This window comes from uncultured Ruegeria sp. (assembly GCF_947489545.1).
Classification (GTDB): domain Bacteria; phylum Pseudomonadota; class Alphaproteobacteria; order Rhodobacterales; family Rhodobacteraceae; genus Ruegeria.
In genome coordinates this window covers 124,332-143,518 of the sequence record NZ_CANLDZ010000004.1, presented here as the reverse complement: position 1 = coordinate 143,518, position 19,187 = coordinate 124,332, and the positions used below count along the sequence as shown (strand labels likewise).

General features: G+C 56.9%; 21 protein-coding genes. 14 read left to right on the top strand and 7 right to left on the bottom strand.

Annotated features, from left to right (window positions below):
* Positions 1 to 58: 58 nt before the first annotated feature.
* From soxB to hemA, 7 genes are all read left to right on the top strand, one after another.
* Positions 59 to 1,756 carry a thiosulfohydrolase SoxB gene (gene soxB / locus Q1B13_RS07740; protein ID WP_299079139.1) on the top strand — a complete coding sequence of 566 codons (1,698 nt, stop codon included), beginning with the start codon at positions 59 to 61 and terminating at the stop codon, positions 1,754 to 1,756.
* 21 nt (positions 1,757 to 1,777) lie between these two features.
* Entirely contained in the window at positions 1,778 to 3,049 is a 1,272-nt protein-coding gene (gene soxC, locus Q1B13_RS07735) for a sulfite dehydrogenase (RefSeq protein ID WP_299079137.1), read from the top strand.
* Positions 3,033 to 4,331, top strand: coding sequence for a c-type cytochrome (locus tag Q1B13_RS07730; RefSeq protein WP_299079135.1), 1,299 nt, complete (start codon positions 3,033 to 3,035; stop codon positions 4,329 to 4,331). Before soxC ends, Q1B13_RS07730 begins: the two co-directional genes overlap by 17 nt.
* Positions 4,332 to 4,373: 42 nt before the next feature.
* Positions 4,374 to 5,042 (top strand): c-type cytochrome, encoded by a 669-nt coding sequence (locus Q1B13_RS07725; RefSeq protein ID WP_299079132.1) that lies wholly within the window; start codon positions 4,374 to 4,376, stop codon positions 5,040 to 5,042.
* A 23-nt stretch (positions 5,043 to 5,065) separates the two neighbouring features.
* A complete protein-coding gene (locus tag Q1B13_RS07720; protein WP_299079129.1) occupies positions 5,066 to 6,331 on the top strand; it encodes an NAD(P)/FAD-dependent oxidoreductase in 1,266 nt (421 codons plus the stop codon).
* Positions 6,332 to 6,450: 119 nt separating this feature from the next.
* The gene (locus tag Q1B13_RS07715) at positions 6,451 to 6,873 is read left to right on the top strand and encodes a DUF302 domain-containing protein (RefSeq protein WP_298934394.1); all 423 of its coding nucleotides are present in this window, start codon (positions 6,451 to 6,453) and stop codon (positions 6,871 to 6,873) included.
* Positions 6,873 to 8,090, top strand: coding sequence for a 5-aminolevulinate synthase (gene hemA, locus Q1B13_RS07710; RefSeq protein WP_299079126.1), 1,218 nt, complete (start codon positions 6,873 to 6,875; stop codon positions 8,088 to 8,090). The genes Q1B13_RS07715 and hemA overlap by 1 nt, the downstream gene beginning before the upstream one ends.
* Before the next feature lie 14 nt (positions 8,091 to 8,104).
* Here hemA and Q1B13_RS07705 read toward each other — a convergent pair whose 3' ends face one another.
* The 7 genes from Q1B13_RS07705 to Q1B13_RS07675 all read right to left on the bottom strand — a co-directional run bounded on the left by Q1B13_RS07705 (position 8,105) and on the right by Q1B13_RS07675 (position 13,938).
* Positions 8,105 to 9,157, bottom strand: a complete 1,053-nt coding sequence (locus Q1B13_RS07705) for a YeeE/YedE family protein (RefSeq protein ID WP_299079123.1) — start codon at positions 9,155 to 9,157, stop codon at positions 8,105 to 8,107.
* A gap of 146 nt (positions 9,158 to 9,303) precedes the next feature.
* A complete protein-coding gene (locus Q1B13_RS07700) occupies positions 9,304 to 10,245 on the bottom strand; it encodes an MBL fold metallo-hydrolase (RefSeq protein WP_299079120.1) in 942 nt (313 codons plus the stop codon).
* 2 nt (positions 10,246 to 10,247) lie between these two features.
* Complete coding sequence (locus Q1B13_RS07695) at positions 10,248 to 11,156, bottom strand: MBL fold metallo-hydrolase (protein WP_299079117.1); 909 nt, start codon at positions 11,154 to 11,156, stop codon at positions 10,248 to 10,250.
* Positions 11,157 to 11,271: 115 nt separating this feature from the next.
* Entirely contained in the window at positions 11,272 to 11,379 is a 108-nt protein-coding gene (locus Q1B13_RS07690; protein ID WP_298934403.1) for a DUF2474 domain-containing protein, read from the bottom strand.
* Positions 11,379 to 12,383 carry a cytochrome d ubiquinol oxidase subunit II gene (gene cydB / locus Q1B13_RS07685; RefSeq protein ID WP_299079114.1) on the bottom strand — a complete coding sequence of 335 codons (1,005 nt, stop codon included), beginning with the start codon at positions 12,381 to 12,383 and terminating at the stop codon, positions 11,379 to 11,381. Before cydB ends, Q1B13_RS07690 begins: the two co-directional genes overlap by 1 nt.
* 2 nt (positions 12,384 to 12,385) lie before the next feature.
* Positions 12,386 to 13,810 carry a cytochrome ubiquinol oxidase subunit I gene (locus Q1B13_RS07680; RefSeq protein WP_299079111.1) on the bottom strand — a complete coding sequence of 475 codons (1,425 nt, stop codon included), beginning with the start codon at positions 13,808 to 13,810 and terminating at the stop codon, positions 12,386 to 12,388.
* A complete protein-coding gene (locus tag Q1B13_RS07675; protein WP_299079108.1) occupies positions 13,810 to 13,938 on the bottom strand; it encodes a hypothetical protein in 129 nt (42 codons plus the stop codon). Before Q1B13_RS07675 ends, Q1B13_RS07680 begins: the two co-directional genes overlap by 1 nt.
* A gap of 126 nt (positions 13,939 to 14,064) precedes the next feature.
* Between Q1B13_RS07675 and Q1B13_RS07670 the strand changes: the two genes are divergently transcribed.
* The 7 genes from Q1B13_RS07670 (at position 14,065) to Q1B13_RS07640 (ending at position 19,127) form a co-directional block, all read left to right on the top strand.
* A complete protein-coding gene (locus tag Q1B13_RS07670; protein ID WP_299079105.1) occupies positions 14,065 to 14,535 on the top strand; it encodes an Rrf2 family transcriptional regulator in 471 nt (156 codons plus the stop codon).
* On the top strand, positions 14,532 to 15,197 hold the full coding sequence (locus Q1B13_RS07665; RefSeq protein ID WP_298934412.1) for a Crp/Fnr family transcriptional regulator: 666 nt from the start codon (positions 14,532 to 14,534) through the stop codon (positions 15,195 to 15,197). The genes Q1B13_RS07670 and Q1B13_RS07665 overlap by 4 nt, the downstream gene beginning before the upstream one ends.
* A 97-nt stretch (positions 15,198 to 15,294) precedes the next feature.
* Complete coding sequence (locus tag Q1B13_RS07660; RefSeq protein WP_299079102.1) at positions 15,295 to 15,510, top strand: DUF2892 domain-containing protein; 216 nt, start codon at positions 15,295 to 15,297, stop codon at positions 15,508 to 15,510.
* Position 15,511: 1 nt separating this feature from the next.
* A complete protein-coding gene (locus Q1B13_RS07655) occupies positions 15,512 to 15,943 on the top strand; it encodes a YeeE/YedE thiosulfate transporter family protein (protein ID WP_299079099.1) in 432 nt (143 codons plus the stop codon).
* Between the two features lie 3 nt (positions 15,944 to 15,946).
* On the top strand, positions 15,947 to 16,384 hold the full coding sequence (locus Q1B13_RS07650) for a DUF6691 family protein (protein ID WP_299079096.1): 438 nt from the start codon (positions 15,947 to 15,949) through the stop codon (positions 16,382 to 16,384).
* A 162-nt stretch (positions 16,385 to 16,546) separates the two neighbouring features.
* On the top strand, positions 16,547 to 17,431 hold the full coding sequence (locus Q1B13_RS07645; RefSeq protein ID WP_299079093.1) for an MBL fold metallo-hydrolase: 885 nt from the start codon (positions 16,547 to 16,549) through the stop codon (positions 17,429 to 17,431).
* A 13-nt stretch (positions 17,432 to 17,444) separates the two neighbouring features.
* Positions 17,445 to 19,127, top strand: a complete 1,683-nt coding sequence (locus Q1B13_RS07640) for a bifunctional protein tyrosine phosphatase family protein/NAD(P)/FAD-dependent oxidoreductase (RefSeq protein ID WP_299079090.1) — start codon at positions 17,445 to 17,447, stop codon at positions 19,125 to 19,127.
* Positions 19,128 to 19,187: the final 60 nt, after the last annotated feature.

Sequence of the window (19,187 nt, the reverse complement as noted above, 5' to 3'; positions counted from 1 at the left end):
GGCCATTGCACTAACTTAAAATTCAAACATGCGCATGTGTTTACGGGAGCTGGCAACTATGATTTCGCGTCGGGACTTTTTGCAGGTCGGGATGGCAGCTTCAGCCATTGTCGGCGCGTCCGGTTTCGGGAATTGGGCTCGGCTTGCAGCACAACAGTCTCTGACACAGGACCAGTTGTTAGAGTTCGACACGTTCGGCAATGTCTCCCTGATCCATGTCACGGATATCCACGGACAGCTGAAACCGATCTATTTCCGCGAGCCGTCAATAAATATTGGCGTCGGCGGCAACAAGGGCGTTGTACCACATGTGACGGGTGCTGACTTCCGGAAACTCTATGGCATCGCCGATGGCAGCCCAAGCCACTATGCGCTGAGTTCCGGGGATTTTTCATCGCTTGCACAGACCTATGGGCGGGTTGGCGGGCTTGATCGGGTTGCAACTGTGATCAAGGCAATCCGCGCAGATCGTCCAGACGCCATTCTTCTGGATGGCGGCGATACCTGGCACGGTTCTTACACCTGTCTGAAGACGCAGGGCCAGGACATGGTCAATGTGATGAACGCCCTGGCGCCGGACGCCATGACATTTCACTGGGAATTCACCTTAGGCAGTGATCGCGTCGCCGAGTTGGTTGAACAGCTGCCCTTTGCGGCCTTGGGGCAGAATATCTTTGACGCGGAATGGGACGAACCGACCGAGCTGTTCCCCCCCTACAAAATGTTTGAACGCGGCGGCACAAAGATCGCGGTCATTGGGCAGGCGTTCCCGTACATGCCCATCGCAAATCCCGGCTGGATGTTCCCTGAATATGCCTTTGGCATCCGTGACGAACACATGGCCGCGATGGTGGAAGAGGTGCGCGCCGCCGGGGCGGAATGTGTCGTCGTGCTCAGCCACAATGGGTTCGATGTTGATAAGAAGATGGCGAGCGTTGTCCCTGGAATCGACGTCATCCTGTCTGGCCATACGCACGACGCCCTGCCCGAGCCGGTACAGGTTGGTGAAACCATCATCGTGCCGTCAGGCTCGAACGGAAAATTCGTTAGCCGTGTTGATCTTGATATCCGTGACGGTCGGATGATGGGGTATCGGGCGAAACTGATCCCAATCTTCTCGGATGTGATAACTTCGGACGCCGAAGTGGCCGCCCTGATCGACGAACAGCGCGCGCCCTATCTGGCCGAGATGTCCGAAGTCATCGGGCAGACCGACAGCCTTTTGTATCGGCGCGGGAATTTCAATGGTACCTGGGACGACCTGATCTGCGACGCACTGCTCAGCGAGCGTGACGCGGAAATCGCGCTCAGCCCCGGTGTACGCTGGGGCCCATCGCTGGTGCCCGGTCAGGATATCACCCGCGAAGATATCTTTGGCGTGACTTCGATGTCTTATGGTCAAGCCTATCGCACCGAGATGACAGGGGATTTCCTGAAAGTCGTGCTTGAAGATGTTGCTGACAACATCTTCAACCCGGATCCCTATTACCAACAAGGCGGCGATATGGTGCGCACTGGTGGGCTTGGCTATCGGATCGACGTGTCCAAGCCGCAGGGCGAACGTATCTCGAACATGACGCTTGTGAACACGGGCGAGGCGATCGATCCGGCTAAATCCTATGTGGTCGCCGGATGGGCGTCGGTTAATGAAGACACCGAAGGTCCGCAGATCTGGGATGTCGTGGAAAGCCACATTCGCAAGCTGGGTACCGTGACGGTACAGGATAACACCAATGTCGACGTTGTCGGCGTTTAAATAAAACTGGAGACTTGAGACATGGATGAGATGTTCAAGCCGTCCCGCCGAGCCTTCCTGAGAGGCGGCGCCGCGATCGCGGCCGGCTCGGTTGCGGGCTCGGTTGCCGCCCAATCTGCTGACCCGTTGATCACCGACCTGCAGGACTGGGCCTCGTACACCGGCGCAGGCGTTGATGAAACGCCCTATGGCCTTCCGATTCACTTCGAAAGCGATGTGGTGCGTCGGAACGTGGAATGGTTGACGGCTTCGCCGATATCATCGATCAACTTCACGCCGATTCATGCGCTTGACGGGACGATCACGCCGCAGGGATGCGCATTCGAACGGCACCATTCCGGCGCCATCGAACTGAGCAAAGGTGACTATCGCCTGATGATCAACGGGTTGGTCGATCAGCCGCTGGTCTTCACCTATGACGATCTTCAGCGGTTCCCGCGCGAAAACCATGTCTATTTCTGTGAATGCGCCGCCAATACCGGCATGGAATGGGCAGGTGCACAGCTGAATGGTGTGCAATTCACCCATGGCATGATTCACAACATGGAATATACCGGTGTGCCGCTGCGCCTGTTGCTGCAAGAGGCCGGTTTGGATGCGGCCGGGGACTTTGCGGACAAATGGGTCTATGTCGAAGGCGCGGATGCGTCGTCCAACGGCCGGTCGATCCCAATGGAAAAAGCGCTGGATGACGTTTTGGTCGCGTTCAAGGCCAACGGCGAGGCGCTGCGGATGGAGCATGGCTATCCTTTGCGTCTGGTCGTGCCCGGCTGGGAAGGCAACATGTGGGTCAAATGGCTCCGCCGGGTTGAGGTGACGGATGCAGCCGTGGAAAGCCGCGAAGAAACGTCGAAATACACGGATGTGTATGAAAACGGAGTTGCGCGGAAATGGACCTGGGTCATGGACGCGAAATCGGTCATTACCTCTCCCAGCCCTCAGATGCCGATCAAACATGGCCAGGGCCCGTTGATCATTTCCGGTCTTGCATGGTCCGGCCATGGTCAGATCACCAGGGTCGACGTCTCCAAAGACGGAGGCATTACCTGGGACACGGCGCGGCTGGGGAAACAGGGTGACACAAAGGCCCTGACTCGGTTCTATCTGGATACGGACTGGGACGGCGCGCCGATGCTGCTGCAAAGCCGGGCGATGGATGAAACCGGATATGTCCAACCGACCAAGGAACAGCTGCGTGAAAAGCGCGGCGAAAACTCTGTCTATCATAACAATTGTATCCAGACCTGGTACGTGAATGCAGAAGGGATCGCCGAGAATGTCGAAGTCTCTTAGTAGTATCTATCTTCCTGTATTTGGTGGCATCGCGCTGGTTTCCAGCCTCGCTGTGGCGGTTGCAAATCGCGGGTATGGCGACGGCCAGATTGACACGCTGAAGACACGGCTGTCGCAGGTCGAGACTCATGAGGCCGCAGCGCGGGCATTGGCGGACGAAAATGCGGCGCGGGTTGCCGAACTGGAAACGCAATTGCAGGAGGTGCAGGCCAACAGCAGCCCGGCCCCTGCCAGTATGGGCGTTTCAGAACAGGCGCCCGCACATGACGGGAAACTTGGGGTTGGACGTGAAGCTCTTCCGGCAGAGATCGCTGCATGGGATGTAGATGTTCTTCCGGATGGGCGTGGTCTGCCGGAAGGTTCAGGCGATGTGTTCACGGGGGAAGAGGTCTTTGCCGATAAATGCGCCTCCTGCCACGGAGATTTTGCCGAAGGCGTCGACAATTGGCCGGTTCTTGCTGGCGGTTTTGACACGTTGGCCGACAAGGATCCGGTTAAAACCGTCGGCTCGTACTGGCCGCATTTGTCTACGGTCTGGGACTACGTGAACCGCTCGATGCCTTTTGGCGAGGCCGGAACGCTAAGCGCTGACGAAACCTATGCAATCGTTGCTTATATTCTGTATTCCAACGATTTGGTGGATGATGAGTTCGAGTTGACCCAAGAAAATTTCGCAGCGTTCGGTATGTACAATAAGGACGGCTTTGTTATCGATGATCGGCCTGATCTGGAATACGCCGAATGGTCCGTCGAACCCTGTATGGAGAACTGCAAAGACAGCGTGGAAATCACCATGCGGGCCACGTTCCTGGACGTCACGCCGGAAGAGGGCGGAGAGTCGGTGATGAATGACGCAACCACGTCCGATACGCCGACGTTCACTGCGACCTCGACGTCAGCCGCTGACACCGAAACACCCGCAGTTTCTGCAGATGGCACTGCCAGCACCGCCGGAATAGACCCTGAATTGGTCGCGGCGGGCAAAAAAGTCTACAAGAAGTGCAAGGCCTGCCATGCTGTCGGGGAAGGGGCCACCAACAAGGTGGGCCCGCAGTTGAACGCTTTGATCGGGCGGGAATTCGGTGCGGTTGATGGCTTCAGTTACTCGTCCGTCTTCAAAGCGGCACATGACGAAGGCCGTGTTTGGGACGAGGTTACGCTGGACGAATTCCTGGCAAAGCCAAAGGCCTATATGAAAGGCACCAAGATGAGCTTTGCCGGGTTGAAGAAAGAGCAAGACCGGGCCGCAATAACAGCGTATCTCAAATCAATCGGTGAATAGTAGATGGTGCCATTTTTGCGACTCTATTTCTCAGTTCTCGCCATGACGGTTTCTACCGTCGCGGCGGCGAATACGCTCGGGGATCCCGAGGCTGGAAAGAAGGTTTTCGCAAAATGCAAAGGCTGCCATCAGGTCGGCGAAGGGGCGCGGAACCGTATTGGACCGCATCTGAACGGCTTGTTCGGCCGCCCCGCCGCCGGGTTGAAGGAGTTTACCTATTCCAAAAGCATTCAGCGCGCTGGATCCAGTGGGCTGGAATGGCATGCTGAAACCCTGGATGCGTTTCTGGAAAACCCACGGTCTTACGCCTCTGGAACACGTATGAGCTTTCGTGGGCTGAAAAACCCTGAAGACCGGCACAATGTCATCGCGTATCTGCGGTTGTTTTCGGATGACCCCGCAAACATCCCCGAAGCGGACCCAACTGCAACGGCAACCGATCATGACATCGATCAGGCCATTTTGGCAATTCAGGGCGATCCCGAATATGGCGCGTATCTAAGCAGTGAATGCACAACCTGCCATCAGGCGGACGGAGGGGATGCGGGCATCCCGTCAATCGTACTATGGCCGGAAGACGAATTTGTTGTCGCCATGCATGCCTACAAGACCAAGCAACGCAACCATCCTGTCATGCAAATGATAGCAGGACGGCTCAACGATGAAGAAATCGCCGCCTTGGCGGCGTATTTCAACAGCCTCGACAACTGAGGCAAAACAGGGAGGAGACTGCAATGAAGATGAACAGGAGGATTTTTCTGGGCAAAACCGCCGTGGCGACGGCCGCCGTGGCAGCGCCAATGGTTTTGGCGGATGGCCATGCCAAACCACGCGTCGTCGTTGTCGGAGGGGGTGCAGGTGGTGCGACCGCAGCCCGCTATATCGCCAAAGACAGCAAAGGCGAGATCGACGTAACACTTATCGAGCCGACGCGGACCTATTACACCTGCTTCTTTTCAAACCTCTATCTTGCAGGCTTCAAAGAGATCGAGGATATCGGCCATTCATATGGCGGCCTCGCAGCCGGTGGTGTAAATGTCGTGCATGACTGGGCCGTAGGTGTCGACCGCGATGCCAAGACAGTATCGCTTGCCGGTGGTGGCAGCGTGAAATACGACAAGCTGATCCTCAGCCCCGGTATTGATTTCGTCGATATGGCCGTCCCCGGTTGGGACATCTCGGCACAAAATGCGATGCCCCACGCGTATAAGGCCGGATCACAAACCGAACTGCTGAAAGCGCAACTGATGGCGATGCCCGAAGGCGGCACATTTGCAATGGTGGCCCCGACAAACCCGTATCGTTGCCCGCCCGGCCCGTATGAGAGGGTCTCGATGGTCGCGCATTATCTGAAAGCCAATAACCCCACTGCCAAAATCATCGTTGCGGATCCCAAGCCAAAATTCTCGAAAATGGCGCTGTTCCAGGAAGGTTGGGCGAACCATTACGAAGGGATGATCGACTGGATCGGTGAAGATTTCGGTGGCGGCAATGTCAGTGTGGACCCGGCTGCAATGACTGTGACGATTGATGGTGAGGAAACCAAGGTTGATGTCTGCAATGTTATCCCGGCCATGAAAGCCGGTCGTATTGCCGAGATTGCGGGTGTGACCGATGGCAACTGGGCTCCGGTCAACGCGGCGGACATGTCCACCAAGGCCGATCCCGACATCTATGTCCTGGGGGATGCCTCGCAACAAGGGGACATGCCCAAATCGGGGTTCTCGGCCAACAGCCAGGCCAAGGTGTGCGCCAATGCTGTGCGTGGTGCGTTGACGGGATCCAAAGTGTTCCCGGCCAAGTTCTCGAACACCTGCTGGTCCCTCATCGAAACCAATGATGGCGTCAAAGTTGGCGCTACTTACGAGGCGACACCCGAAAAGATCGCCAAGGTGGATGGGTTCATTTCCCAAACAGGCGAAAGCGCTGATCTGCGCAAAGCCACCTACGAAGAATCTGAGGGTTGGTATTCAGGAATTACCGCCGACATGTTCGGTTGAGGCGATTGGACGTCCTTTTTGCGTATCAGGCATCAAGGGCGTCTCTTTGAACTCTCCGCATAACGTTTAAAGGCCCCGGCCGCAGATCTGACGGCGCTGAACGAAGAAGGAGCTGCAATATGAAGACGACACTTTTGGCACTTGCCATGACCGCTGGTGCAGCCGCCGCCGAGCCAATACTGGTGCCATTTGATGGCAGCTTCGATGACGCAACCTTTGCCGTCGAAAGCGCGATTGTCGGCAAAGGGCTGGTGATCGATTCCGTCAGCCATGTTGGTGACATGCTGAACCGCACAGGTCAGGATGTGGGCAGCGAAGTGACGATTTTCGACGATGCCGATATCTTCCTGTTCTGCTCGGCCGTCATCTCGCGCGAGGTGATGGAAGCGGACCCGATGAATATCGAGTTTTGTCCTTATGGTATCTTTGTCACAGATCGGGAAGGCCAGGTCATGGTAGGGTATCGATCATACCCAGATGGGCCGATGCAGAAAGTGCAGGCCCTTCTCACTGACATTGTTGCTGAGGCAGCGGGGAACTAATGAACTACCAAGGCTTCTTCCGATCCAAACTGACGCGCTTGCGTGATGAAGGCAATTATCGCGAGTTTGCCGAGCTTGAACGCCACAGGGGGCAATTCCCCAGCGCGACCTGTCACAATGGGCCGGGCGAGGTCACTATATGGTGTTCGAACGACTATCTGGGCATGGGACAATCCCCCAAGGTGCTGCAAGCCATGCATGACGCGCTGGATCGCACCGGAGCCGGGGCAGGAGGAACGCGCAACATCTCCGGCACCACGCATGATCACGTGTTGCTCGAAGATGAGCTGGCTGATCTTCATGGCAAGGAAGCCGCGCTTTTGTTCACCTCGGGATATGTGTCCAACTGGGCCGCCCTGAGTACTCTGGCCTCAAGCATTCCGGGCTGTGTCGTCCTGTCTGACGCGCTGAATCACGCGTCGATGATCGAAGGGATTCGTCATTCCCGCGCCCAAAAGGTGATCTGGAAACACAACGATCTGGCCGATCTGGAATCGAAGCTGGCCGCACTGCCGATTGACCAGCCGAAACTGATCGCGTTTGAAAGCGTCTACTCGATGGACGGAGACATCGCCCCGATCAAAGAGATCTGCGATCTGGCCGAGCGCTACAATGCGATGACCTATCTTGATGAGGTCCACGCCGTTGGTCTTTATGGTCCAAGGGGTGGCGGTATTGCCGAACGCGAGGGTCTTATGGACCGGCTGACGGTCATTGAAGGCACGTTGGGTAAGGCCTTCGGCGTCATGGGCGGTTACATCGCGGCCTCGGCCGAGGTTTGTGATTTTGTGCGTTCATTCGCCAGTGGATTCATATTTACCACCGCGCTGCCACCCGCCATTGCGGCCGGGGCGGCGGCCTCGATCCGGCATCTGAAGGACAGCGATCGGGAGCGTTCGATGCAACAACAGCGGGTGGCCGAAGTGCGGGCCAAGCTGGATGCGATAGGTTTGCCCCATATCGACAACCCCAGCCATATCATTCCCGCGATGGTGGGCGACCCGATCAAGTGCAAGTTCATCTCGGACACGCTTCTGAAGGACTACGGCATCTACATACAGCCCATCAATTACCCGACTGTGCCGAAAGGGACCGAGCGTCTGAGGATCACGCCGTCCCCTGTTCACACGCAGCAGGACATTGATCGATTGGTCACAGCACTTGAAGACCTTTGGTCCCAGTGCCAGTTGGCCCGGCAGCCTTTGGCGGCGCAATAACCAGCTAGATCGGACTACGAATTGACCGATCTGGCGTCGCGCCCCGAGGTCATCAGGACATGGGTTCCAATCGCACCGATCCACATGCAAAAGATGGCAACCCATGCCGTCAGTGCAAGACTGGCGCCGCCCGACATACCGGCCCCAACGGCGCATCCGCCTGCCAGCATGCTGCCAAACCCCATCAGAACACCTCCGGCCAGGTAACTCTCCATCGGTGTGTCGGCCTCGAACCGTTGGATCTTGGCCTCACCGGTGACAAGCGCGACGCTCAGGGCACCCATAAAGACGCCGGGAACCAGCCCCAGTCCGAAACTCATGGGCAACACGCGTTCATTGACCAATGCCATCAGGGTGTCGGCGGACGGTCCTGTGAAGGTGATGGATTGAACGGGAACCACCTCGAAGGAAACCGCAGCGACCCGGTAAGTCAGGAACCAGCCCGCAAAAACCGCCGTGCCCACAAGCGCTGCTGAGAGCAGTTCTGATTTTCGCAGGTTCTGCGACATGCCAAATGCTAGGGCTCCCAGCAAGGCCAGCCCACAAGCGATCCCGACAACAGGCGTGGTTTCGAGCAGCAACCTTTCTGACCCGCCGGAAACTGTCCAGATCCCGGCCAGTTTTTCGCGCACCGGGGCCAGAACGCCGCGATACGATGCCTGCGCCGTCAAGGTCAGAACAAGGCCTGTCACAATTGTCCGAAGGTTGCCTGAGGCAGACAGAACCAGGAGCCGGCTGGCACAGCCCCGCGCCAGAACCATGCCGATTCCGAACAACAGACCCCCTATTACGGCGCCAGACAGGCTGCCGGTTCCGGCAAGTTGCCGCGCGGTGCTGACATCCAGATGACCTGACAGAATTGCGATTTGAACCATTGCCAGCCCGGCAGCAAACGCCACAAGCCAGATCGCCAGTTTTGGCCCAAACGAAAGTTGCGCAACCTCTACCGTCGCAGCCCGTAAGCAAAACCGCGAATGGTAGGCGGCCGCGCCAAAGACAAGCCCGACACCAGCGCCTGACGCCATCAGTAGCTTTGGTTCACCAATCTGATCAATGAGTTGTTCCATTCAAACCGCTGGCTCGTGGTCAGTTGAACCACCATGCATCGGCTGATTCAGAGCGTCCTTGACTTCGCGCAATTGTGGCGGGTCTAACCGGCAGTCGAAATATCAATCTCGGGGTATTCAATTTGGCGACACCCGGTGGCACCCGCCTACTCAAACTCCATCTGCTCGTACACGCGTCCGGCATTGCGAGTCGCCAGTTCTTCGAACGTATCGAGATTTGCGTAGGGGCTTTGGTCAACATAGTAGGCCTCGGCCAGATCCCCGCCATTGTCCAGATGTTCGCCGACTTTCTCGCGCAGATAGACAAGATAGTCGTGCGTGTATCGACGGACCTGATCCATGTTGGTCGGATGGCCGTGCCCCGGAATGACATAGGTGGCATTCAAGGGCTCGAAGGCTTTTTCCCAGGTTTCGATCCAGTCCAGCACGATTGTGTCCTCAAAAATGGGTAGCATACGCTCGTGAAAGGCCATGTCCCCGGCAATGACAAGGCCCTGATCGGGCAGCCACACCTGGGTATCACCCGGCCCGTGCGCGGGGCCCAGATGCAGCACGTCAATCCGGAACCCTCCCATTTCGATGGTTTTCTTGTCTTCGAACGTCTCGGTCGGGGCGGCAATGAACGTGCCTTCGGCCTTGTCCCGGTTGTAGCCCTTCATTTGCTCAAGCAACCGGTTTCCCTGTTCCTCGACCTCATGCGCCGCGTCGACATGTGCCAGGATCGGTACACCCTGTTCGGCCCAGTACGAATTGCCCAACACAGCATGACCCTGACCGTTCTCGTCGATGACCAGTTTCACGGGTTGGTCCGTGATGGCCTTGATTTCTTCGTGTAATGCCCGTGCCAGAATATAGGCCGCCCCGCCATTGATCACGATGACGCCGTCCCCCGTCACAATGAAGCTGAGGTTATTGTTGTGACCACTGTTGTCGTAGGTTGGCGGGGCAGTTGCACCTATCGCGGACCATACATGTGGAATGACTTCGACCGGTTTGGAGTACAGCGGGGATCCCGGATACTGATCTGCAATATCTTCGCTGGCAAAAGCCGGCGACGCCAGAAGGATCAGAGAGATAGTTTTGTGCATGATCAACCCTCGATAAACCGATAACCGTCACCGTCTGCAACGGCGCGACCAATGCCTCCGTTGGGCAGGTGAAATCCAACAAGGCTCAGGTCTTCGTGCGTCAGGCGATCAAACAGCATCTGCCGGGTTGTCGCAGCCAGTTCGGCGTTCTGATCAGACCCGCTGAGCCAGCTTGGTTTGCGAAACGCCACGTGGTGATTGCCAATCGCATCGCCTGCAATCATCGCGGCTGAATTTCCCTGCCTGATCTCAAAGGACATGTGCCCCGGCGTATGTCCGGGCGTCGCGACGGAAGCGATCCCTGGCAGTATCTCTTGATCGGTATCGAACAGGTGAACGCTGTCTTCGATCGCTTGCATTCGACGCTTGGCACCCACGGCAAAGGCAGCGCGGGCCTCTCCGATGTCAGACACGGTTTCCGGGTTCCACCAGTAATCCCACTCGGCTCGTCCCATCATATAGGTCGCGTTGTAGAACACAGGCTCGTCAAACTCATCCAGAAGGCCCCAGATGTGATCGGGATGGGCATGGGTGAACACGACATGTGTGATGTCTTCCGGTGCCAACCCAGCAGCGTCCAGACTGTCCAGCACCGTCCCGGCGGAAGGCATGAAATCCGCGCCGGATCCCACATCAAAAAGAACCGTATTCTTCCCATCGCGATAAAGGGTCAGGTTGCACTCGGGCAGGAGCGTTTCGCCCGACACACCATACTCGGCCAGGATCGGCGCAAGGTCGTCTTGCAGCATGGGCGCGAACAGGAAGCTGCCGGGCAATGTAAGGTAGCCATCGCTTATGGTTGTAAGGGTTGCGGACCCAATTGAAACTTCGGCTTTCGAAAGAGTTGGAAAGGCGCTTACCAACGGCGCAACCGTGGTGGCCTGCAGAAACCTGCGGCGCGAAAATGACATCACATCCCTCCATTGAATTCTCTTATACGAATATGAATGAATATCAATTGGATCGCAAGAAAACTATATCGCTTTGGGACTGGATGTCCGGGCTAAGTGCCTGGCTGTTCGGCGTTTAAATCATCAGACGGATGGCAAAAGCGACGATTGCCAAGACAGCGACCCCGGCCAGCCAAAGCCCGGCAAACCAAAGCCACTTGGACAACGAAGACCGCTTGGCCATTAATGGTACCCCTCATTTGGGTCCATCTTGCCGCGGAACACCCAATAGGCATAGGCCGTGTAGGCTAGGATAATCGGGATCAGGATCACGGTTCCAACCAATGCAAACGCAAGGCTTTCATCCGGTGCGGCCGCTTGCCAGATTGTCAAAGATGGCGGGATGATCATCGGGTAGAAGCTGATGCCAATCCCGATGAAACTCAGTACGAAGAAACCAAGCGCCGACAGGAAGGGTTGCAGATCCTTCCGGTCATTGAGCCCGGCAAAAAACGTCCAGGTTAGGGCCAGCATAAGCAATGGAACCACCATCGAAATCAGGCTGCCCGGAAGGTTGAACCAGCGCTGGAAATAGACCGCGTCCTGAAACGGTGTCAGGATGCTGACCAGTCCGATCAGTGCAAGTGTCATGGCCCCCAGCCACCACGAATAGCCGCGCATTTGGAGCTGCAAGTCGCCTTCGGTCTTCAGAACCAGCCATGTCGCGCCTAGCAGGGCATAGCCGATGACAACAGCCAGCCCGGTCAGGATTGAAAACGTCGTCAGCCAGTCAAACCAGCCACCCGCATAGGTGCGGTCGGCGATATCGATGCCTTGCACCAAAGCACCAAGTGCAACGCCCTGACAAAACGCGGCCAGCACCGAGCCGCCGAAAAAGGCCATGTCCCACACACCCTTCCAGCGTTTGGTACGCCAGCGGTATTCAAAGGACACACCGCGAAAGATCAGGCCTAACAGCATCAGGGTGATCGGGATGTAGAGCGCTGGCATCAAGACGGCATAGGCCAGCGGGAAGACGGCAAAAAGCCCGCCGCCGCCCATCACAAGCCAGGTCTCATTGCCGTCCCAGACTGGCGCGACCGAATTCATCATCAGATCTCTGTCGTGGTCGGATTTCCCAAACGGGAACAGAATGCCGATACCCAGATCAAAGCCGTCAAGCACCACATAGGTAAGAACGGCAAAAGCGATAATACCGGCCCAGATAAAGGCAAGATCGAATGGCATGATCAATTCTCCTTGGGCTGAGCGCCGGGAATGAAATTGGGATCAATCTGTGCTGCAGGTGTAATACCTGCGGCGCGGACTGGCCCGTCGTGAAGACCAGTCTTCGGGGTCGCTGGGCGTTGGTTCATCATGCGCAGGATGTAGAATACGCCCGCTCCGAAGACGAAGAAATAGACCACCACAAAAGCCACTAGCGATGTGGCAACAGCCGGGGCGTCCACAGGGGCCAAACTGTCCGATGTGCGCAGCAGGCCATAAACTGTATAAGGTTGTCGGCCGACCTCGGTCGTGATCCACCCCGCCAGCACGGCGACGAACCCGCTTGGCCCCATCACAAGCGCTGCGCGATGTAACCATGGCCAGTCATACAACCCGTTGCGCCAGCGCGCCCAAAGGCTCCACAGGCCCAGGCCCAGCATCGCAAAGCCGATCGCGACCATCACCCGGAAGCTGAAGAACACAATCGCGACCGGCGGCCACTCTTCCCGGTCGAACTCGTTCAAACCCTTGATCTGCTCGTCAATGGTATGGGTCAGGATCAGGGAGCCGAGATACGGAATCTCGATCGCATGATCCAGCCGACCGTCTTTTTCGTTTGGGATGCCAAACAAGGCAAAGGGCTGATGATCGCCTTCCCGGTCAAAATGACCTTCCATCGCGGCAACTTTGATAGGTTGATGTTCCAGCGTGTTCAGGCCGTGAAGATCCCCCGCCATGATCTGCATCGGCGTGACCACAACCGCCATCCACATGGCCATCGAAAAGGCACGGCGGGATTCTCGATCCGCCCGGTCGCGGAGCAAATGCAGCGCACTGACAGCGCCGACCACAAAGGCGACGGTCAGAAAGGCGGCCAGCACCATATGCACCAACCTGTAAGGGAATGAGGGGTTGAATGTGATGGCCCACCAATCCAGCGGAATGAACTGCTCGTTTTCGCCGATACCAAAGCCAGCAGGTGTCTGCATCCAACTGTTCACAGCCAAAATCCAGGTGGCCGACATCAACGTGCCAACCGCCACCATGGCTGTCGCGAACATGTGCAGCCTGTCGCCTACGCGGTCCCGGCCAAACAGCATAATGCCTAGAAACCCGGCCTCGAGGAAAAAGGCTGACAGCACTTCATACGCCATGAGCGGCCCGACAACCGGCCCGGCTTTATCGGAAAACACCGACCAGTTTGTGCCGAACTGATAGGACATCACAATGCCCGAAACGACGCCCATGCCAAACGCCATGGCAAAGATTTTTTTCCAGTAGTTGAACAAGTTCAAATAGGTTTCGTCCCGCGTTCGCAGCCACAATCCGTTCAACACTGCCAAATAGCTGGCCAGTCCAATTGAAAACGCCGGGAAGACAATGTGGAACGAGACTGTGAACGCAAATTGCACCCGCGCCAGGGTCTCTGCACTAAAACTTTCAAGCATTAGATCGGTTCCTTTTCGACAAGGCGAATGGCCGCCATCGCAGAGGACAGGCGCCGCAGCGCCCACTTGGAGCATGTTGAGATTTCAGATGAGACGATCAGAGCAACATCACCAGGAATTCGTGACATGAGTCTTCCTTTCCGATCTTGTCGTTTGCAATCCACATAGGTGGGTTCAGCATCGTCTTCAGTGACAAAATCACTGGACTTGTAGAAAAGTTATATTCTTTTTAGAGTTTTGTTCGAGAGGACAAAATGAAGCTGACATCTTATTCGAATTATGCGCTGCGATCCTTGCAACTTGCGGCACTGAAGGCCCCTGATCGTATTCGGGTAGACGATGTCGTTCGCGTCCATGGGTTGGCCCGACCTCACATAGTGAAAATCGTGCACGAGCTTGGGCGCGCCGGATACCTTAAGACCTTGCGCGGTCGGGGCGGCGGGTTTTTGCTGGCCAAGCCACCGGGTGAAATTGTCATCGGCGATGTCATCAGATTGACCGAGGGCCCGCTGGATGTTGTCGAGTGTTTCAATCCGGAGAAAAACACATGCCCATTGATCGGCATTTGCAAGCTGTCACTTGCGATGCAGAAGGCAACTCATGCATTCTTGGCCGTGCTGGATGATCTGACCCTGGCGGATATCGCTTCGAACAAAGGGGAACTGCTGGCGCGCATTGCTCCGATTGAGGACGGCATAGTGGCACCCATCAGGAAAGCGCGATGACGATCACGGACTGGACCGAACGTTTTCAAGGCACAAGCAGGCTGCCGCGGTCCGTCCGCGATCGCCTTGTGTCGGCTGCGCGCATCGTGCGGTTTTCCAAAGGTAGCCAGGTTTTTGGTCCGGATAACGTGCCAGATAGCCTGTTTTTCCTCTACGAAGGCAGAATCCGGGTGTCGCAAAGCTCGGAATCAGGGCGCGAGATAGTGCTTTACCGGGTCGAGGCTGGTGAAAGCTGCGTTCTGACCACCGCCTGCATGTTGGCCGAAGAAGCGTATAATGCTGAAGGCGTCGCTGAAACAGACGTGACGGCGATTGTGCTGCCAAAACCCGCCTTCGACCGGCTGGCTGCCGAAGAGGACACGTTTCGCAATTTCGTGTTTGCGGCCTATTCCCGTCGTCTGATCGACCTGCTGCGGGTCGTGGACGACGTTGCCTTTGGGCGCATCGATGTCAGGCTGGCCGAACGTCTTCTGTCCCTTGCCGGCGACAAGGCCGAAATTCTAGCCACACATCAGCAGCTTGCCAGCGAGTTGGGAACCGCTCGCGAAGTGGTGTCGCGGGTCTTGCATGATTTTCAAAAGCGCGACTTGGTCGCTCAGTCGCGTGGCCAAATCTCATTGATCGACAAGCCCGCATTACGTGCGCTGGCGCAAAGCGATTGAGGTATCGTGGAATATTTCTGAGTTTGGGTGACATTGTCACTGAAGATCTGTTCTCAAAGTTATATTTTCAGACGAGCTTTATAAATAGGAGAACGAGATGACCGCCAATGTCGGAGTAATCGACCGAGTGCTGCGCGCCGCGCTGGGTCTGGCCCTGCTGTACCTTGCCTTCTTCAGTGCCCAGCCTTTGTTTGCCGAACCGCTGTACAAATATGGCGCGGCGGTCATCGGAGGCGTCGTTTTGTTGACCTCGGCCATGAAAATCTGCCCGCTGTATTCGCTGCTCGGCATCAAGACCTGCAAGGCCTGCTGATATGGAAACCGCATTCACCCCATTTGCGTCTCTGAGCGGCGGCTTGATGATTGGGTTTGGGGCCGTGTTGCTGATGCTGGGCCTTGGGCGCATCATGGGGGCCACCGGCATCATGTCCGGACTGGTCTTTGCTGAAAACACGGCCGAGTTTTCCTGGCGGGCGGTACTGGCGGCAGGGATGATCCTTGCGCCGGGCCTGATCTATGCAGTGACTGGCAACATGCCTGCAATTGACGTTCCGATCAGTCCCCTGATGATCGTCATCGGCGGTGTGATTGTTGGGCTGGGCGCGAGCCTTGGGTCCGGATGTACATCCGGTCACGGTGTATGTGGCCTGTCGCGCATGTCCGTGCGCTCGCTTGTGGCCGTGCCGACCTTCATGGTGACTGCTGCAATCACCGTCTTTGTGATCCGCCACATGTTCGGAGGGTAGGGGATGCGACTGATCTTTGTATTTGTGACCGGCCTTGTGTTCGGCCTCGGGATTGCGATCTCGGGCATGATGAACCCGGCCAAGGTGCTTAACTTCTTCGATCTGGCCGGAACTTGGGATCCCAGCCTGGCCTTTGTGATGGGGGGTGCCTTGGTGGTTACCTTTGTCGGCTACCGCCTTGTCTGGCGCCGCGATTCGCCGTTGTTTGCAAGCCTGTTTCAGATCCCGACCTCGAAGGTTGTCGACACAAAACTGATCGGTGGGTCGGCCCTGTTCGGAATCGGTTGGGGGATCGCAGGGTTCTGTCCCGGTGCCGCCATTCCAGCAATAGGAACAGGCCGGTGGGAGGTCTTGTTGTTTCTGGGCGCGGTCGCCATGGGTCTGGCTTTGGCCCGTATCCTGCAAGGCCAACCGTTGTTTTCCCGCTCAGCCAACGCCTGAACAGCGATCAGCAGGCGACAGCCAGCACTCAGACTCCAAGCCGCAGCCGCTGCACCAGCGCCTTTAACCGGGCGCGGCAGGCCGCCATGCGCATTGCACGAATTGATTATGGATCAGGGCCGAGGTCACCGATCCGCCCTGACCAATAACAGGAGAACTGAAATGATTGACTACCCCATTGATATGAATGTCAAACCCGACGTTCAGGCGTTTTTCGATGAGGCCACGAATACAATCAGTTACATCGTGAAAGACCCGACATCCAATGCTTGCGCCATTGTCGACAGTGTGATGGACATTGATTATGCCGCCGGTCGCATCACCTATGATCACGCGGATGAACTGATCCGTCAGGTCAAAGCACAAGGGCTGGTTCTGGAGTGGATCATCGAAACCCATGTGCATGCCGACCACCTTTCGGCGGCGCCCTATATCCAGCAGCAACTGGGCGGCAAAATCGGAATCGGCGACAAGATCATGGTCGTTCAAAACACGTTCGGCAAAGTATTCAACGAAGGCACCGAGTTTCAACGTGACGGCAGCCAATTTGATGCGCTGTTCAAGGATGGCGATACCTACATGATCGGCAACATGCGCGCGTTTGCCATATACACACCCGGCCATACCCCCGCCTGCATGGTCCATGTCATGGGGGATGCAGCCTTCGCCGGGGACACGTTGTTCATGCCTGATGGTGGATCGGCGCGGGCGGACTTTCCGGGAGGCGACGCCGGTACGCTATACGACTCGATCCAGAAAGTGCTGAGCCTGCCGGACGAAACACGTTTGTTCATGTGCCACGATTACGGCCCCAACGGGCGCGATATCAGATGGGAAACTACAGTTGCCGAGGAGAAAACACATAATATCCATGTAGGCGGTGGCAAAACAAAGCAAGAGTTCGTCAAGTTTCGGACTGAACGCGACGCGACGCTGGCCATGCCGAAACTGATCATTCCATCTTTACAGGTGAACATGCGGGCTGGTGAAGTTCCGACCGACAAGGACGGAAACCCGATGCTCAAAGTGCCTGTGAATGCGCTGTGAAGAGGATACGAGCATGGAGATGAAGAAGATATCTGATGCGCTCTCGGTTTCCCCTCAGATCGTGCAGGATGATATCGCGGCTATCAAAGCGGCTGGGTTTCGCGCAATCATCTGCAACCGACCCGATGGTGAAGGGGCCGATCAACCCACGTTTGAAGAGATCGAAGCCGCGGCCGAGCGCGTCGGTATCGAGGCGCGCTATGCCCCGGTGCAAAGTGGGTTGGTCAAGGATGAAGATGCCAAAACGTTTGGTATCGCGATGACGGAATTGCCGGGGCCGGTTCTGGCCTATTGCCGAACTGGGACACGTTCGGCGACGCTGTGGTCGCTGAACGAGGCGGCACACAAGCGCCCGGTCTCTGAAATCCTGGCCGCAACAAAAGCCGCCGGTTATGACATGAGCGGCGTGGCCCGCCGTATCGCAAATGGTGGCCGCACCCCGACGGATACTGGCGATGCGTCTTTCGATGTGGTCATCGTGGGTGGAGGCGCCGGAGGGATCGCGACAGCGGCCAGCCTGCATGCACGCAAATCCGACCTTTCGATCGCCATCATCGATCCTTCGGATGTGCACTATTACCAGCCCGGCTGGACTTTGGTCGGGGGCGGTGTTTTTTCGCCGGAACAGACAGCAAAGACCATGGGGTCTCTGATCCCGCGCGGTGTCAAATGGATCAAGGCCGCTGTGGCCGCCTTTGAGCCGCAGAACAACGCGGTCATTCTGGACGGCTGCCGGGTGGTGAAATACGGTCGTCTGGTTGTTTCACCGGGGCTCAAGCTTGACTGGGGTGCGGTTGAGGGGCTTGAGGAAACACTGGGTCGTAACGGAGTGACGTCCAACTATCGCTACGACCTGGCGCCTTATACCTGGCAATTGGTAAAAGAGATGAAAGAAGGTCGCGCGCTGTTCACGCAACCGCCAATGCCCATCAAATGCGCTGGCGCGCCGCAAAAGGCGATGTATCTGTCCGGTGACGCCTGGTTCCGAAGCGGCGTTCTGAAGGATGTTGACATTCAGTTCATGAATGCGGGCGGCGTTTTGTTTGGCGTCAAAGACTACGTTCCGGCCTTGATGGAATATGTTCAGAAATACGACGCGACGCTGAACTTTTTCCACAACCTGACCGCCGTGGATGGTGCCGCAAAAAAGGCGACATTCACTGTGGGCACGCCGGACACTGAACCACAGCAGGTCACCGTCGATTTCGACATGATGCATGTTTGCCCGCCGCAGGTTGCACCCGATTTTATCCGCGTCTCGCCCCTGGCGGATGCTGTGGGGTGGGTCGATGTGGATCAGGCAACGCTGCGCCACAAAAGCTTTGAGAACATCTGGTCGCTCGGCGATGTTATGAATGCGCCAAATGCCAAAACGGCCGCCGCTGCGCGCAAGCAGGCCCCAACCGTGGCGGACAATATCGTGGCTGATATCAATGGCGGTTCGCCTGTTTCAGCCTATGATGGCTACGGGTCCTGCCCCTTGACGGTCGAGCGCGGCAAGATCGTATTGGCCGAGTTCGGCTATGGCGGTGTGCTCAAGCCCAGCTTTCCAAAGTTTTTTGTCGACGGGACCAAGCCGACACGGGCGGCCTGGATCTTGAAGGAAAAGCTCCTGCCGCCGATCTACTGGTCGGCCATGCTGAAGGGGAAAGAGTGGATGGCGAAACCTGAACCGCTGAACGTGGCGGCCGAGTAGCCCGACGCCGGGCCAAAACAGCGCCGAAATCCAGAACGGCTGATCTATTCGGGCCCATCC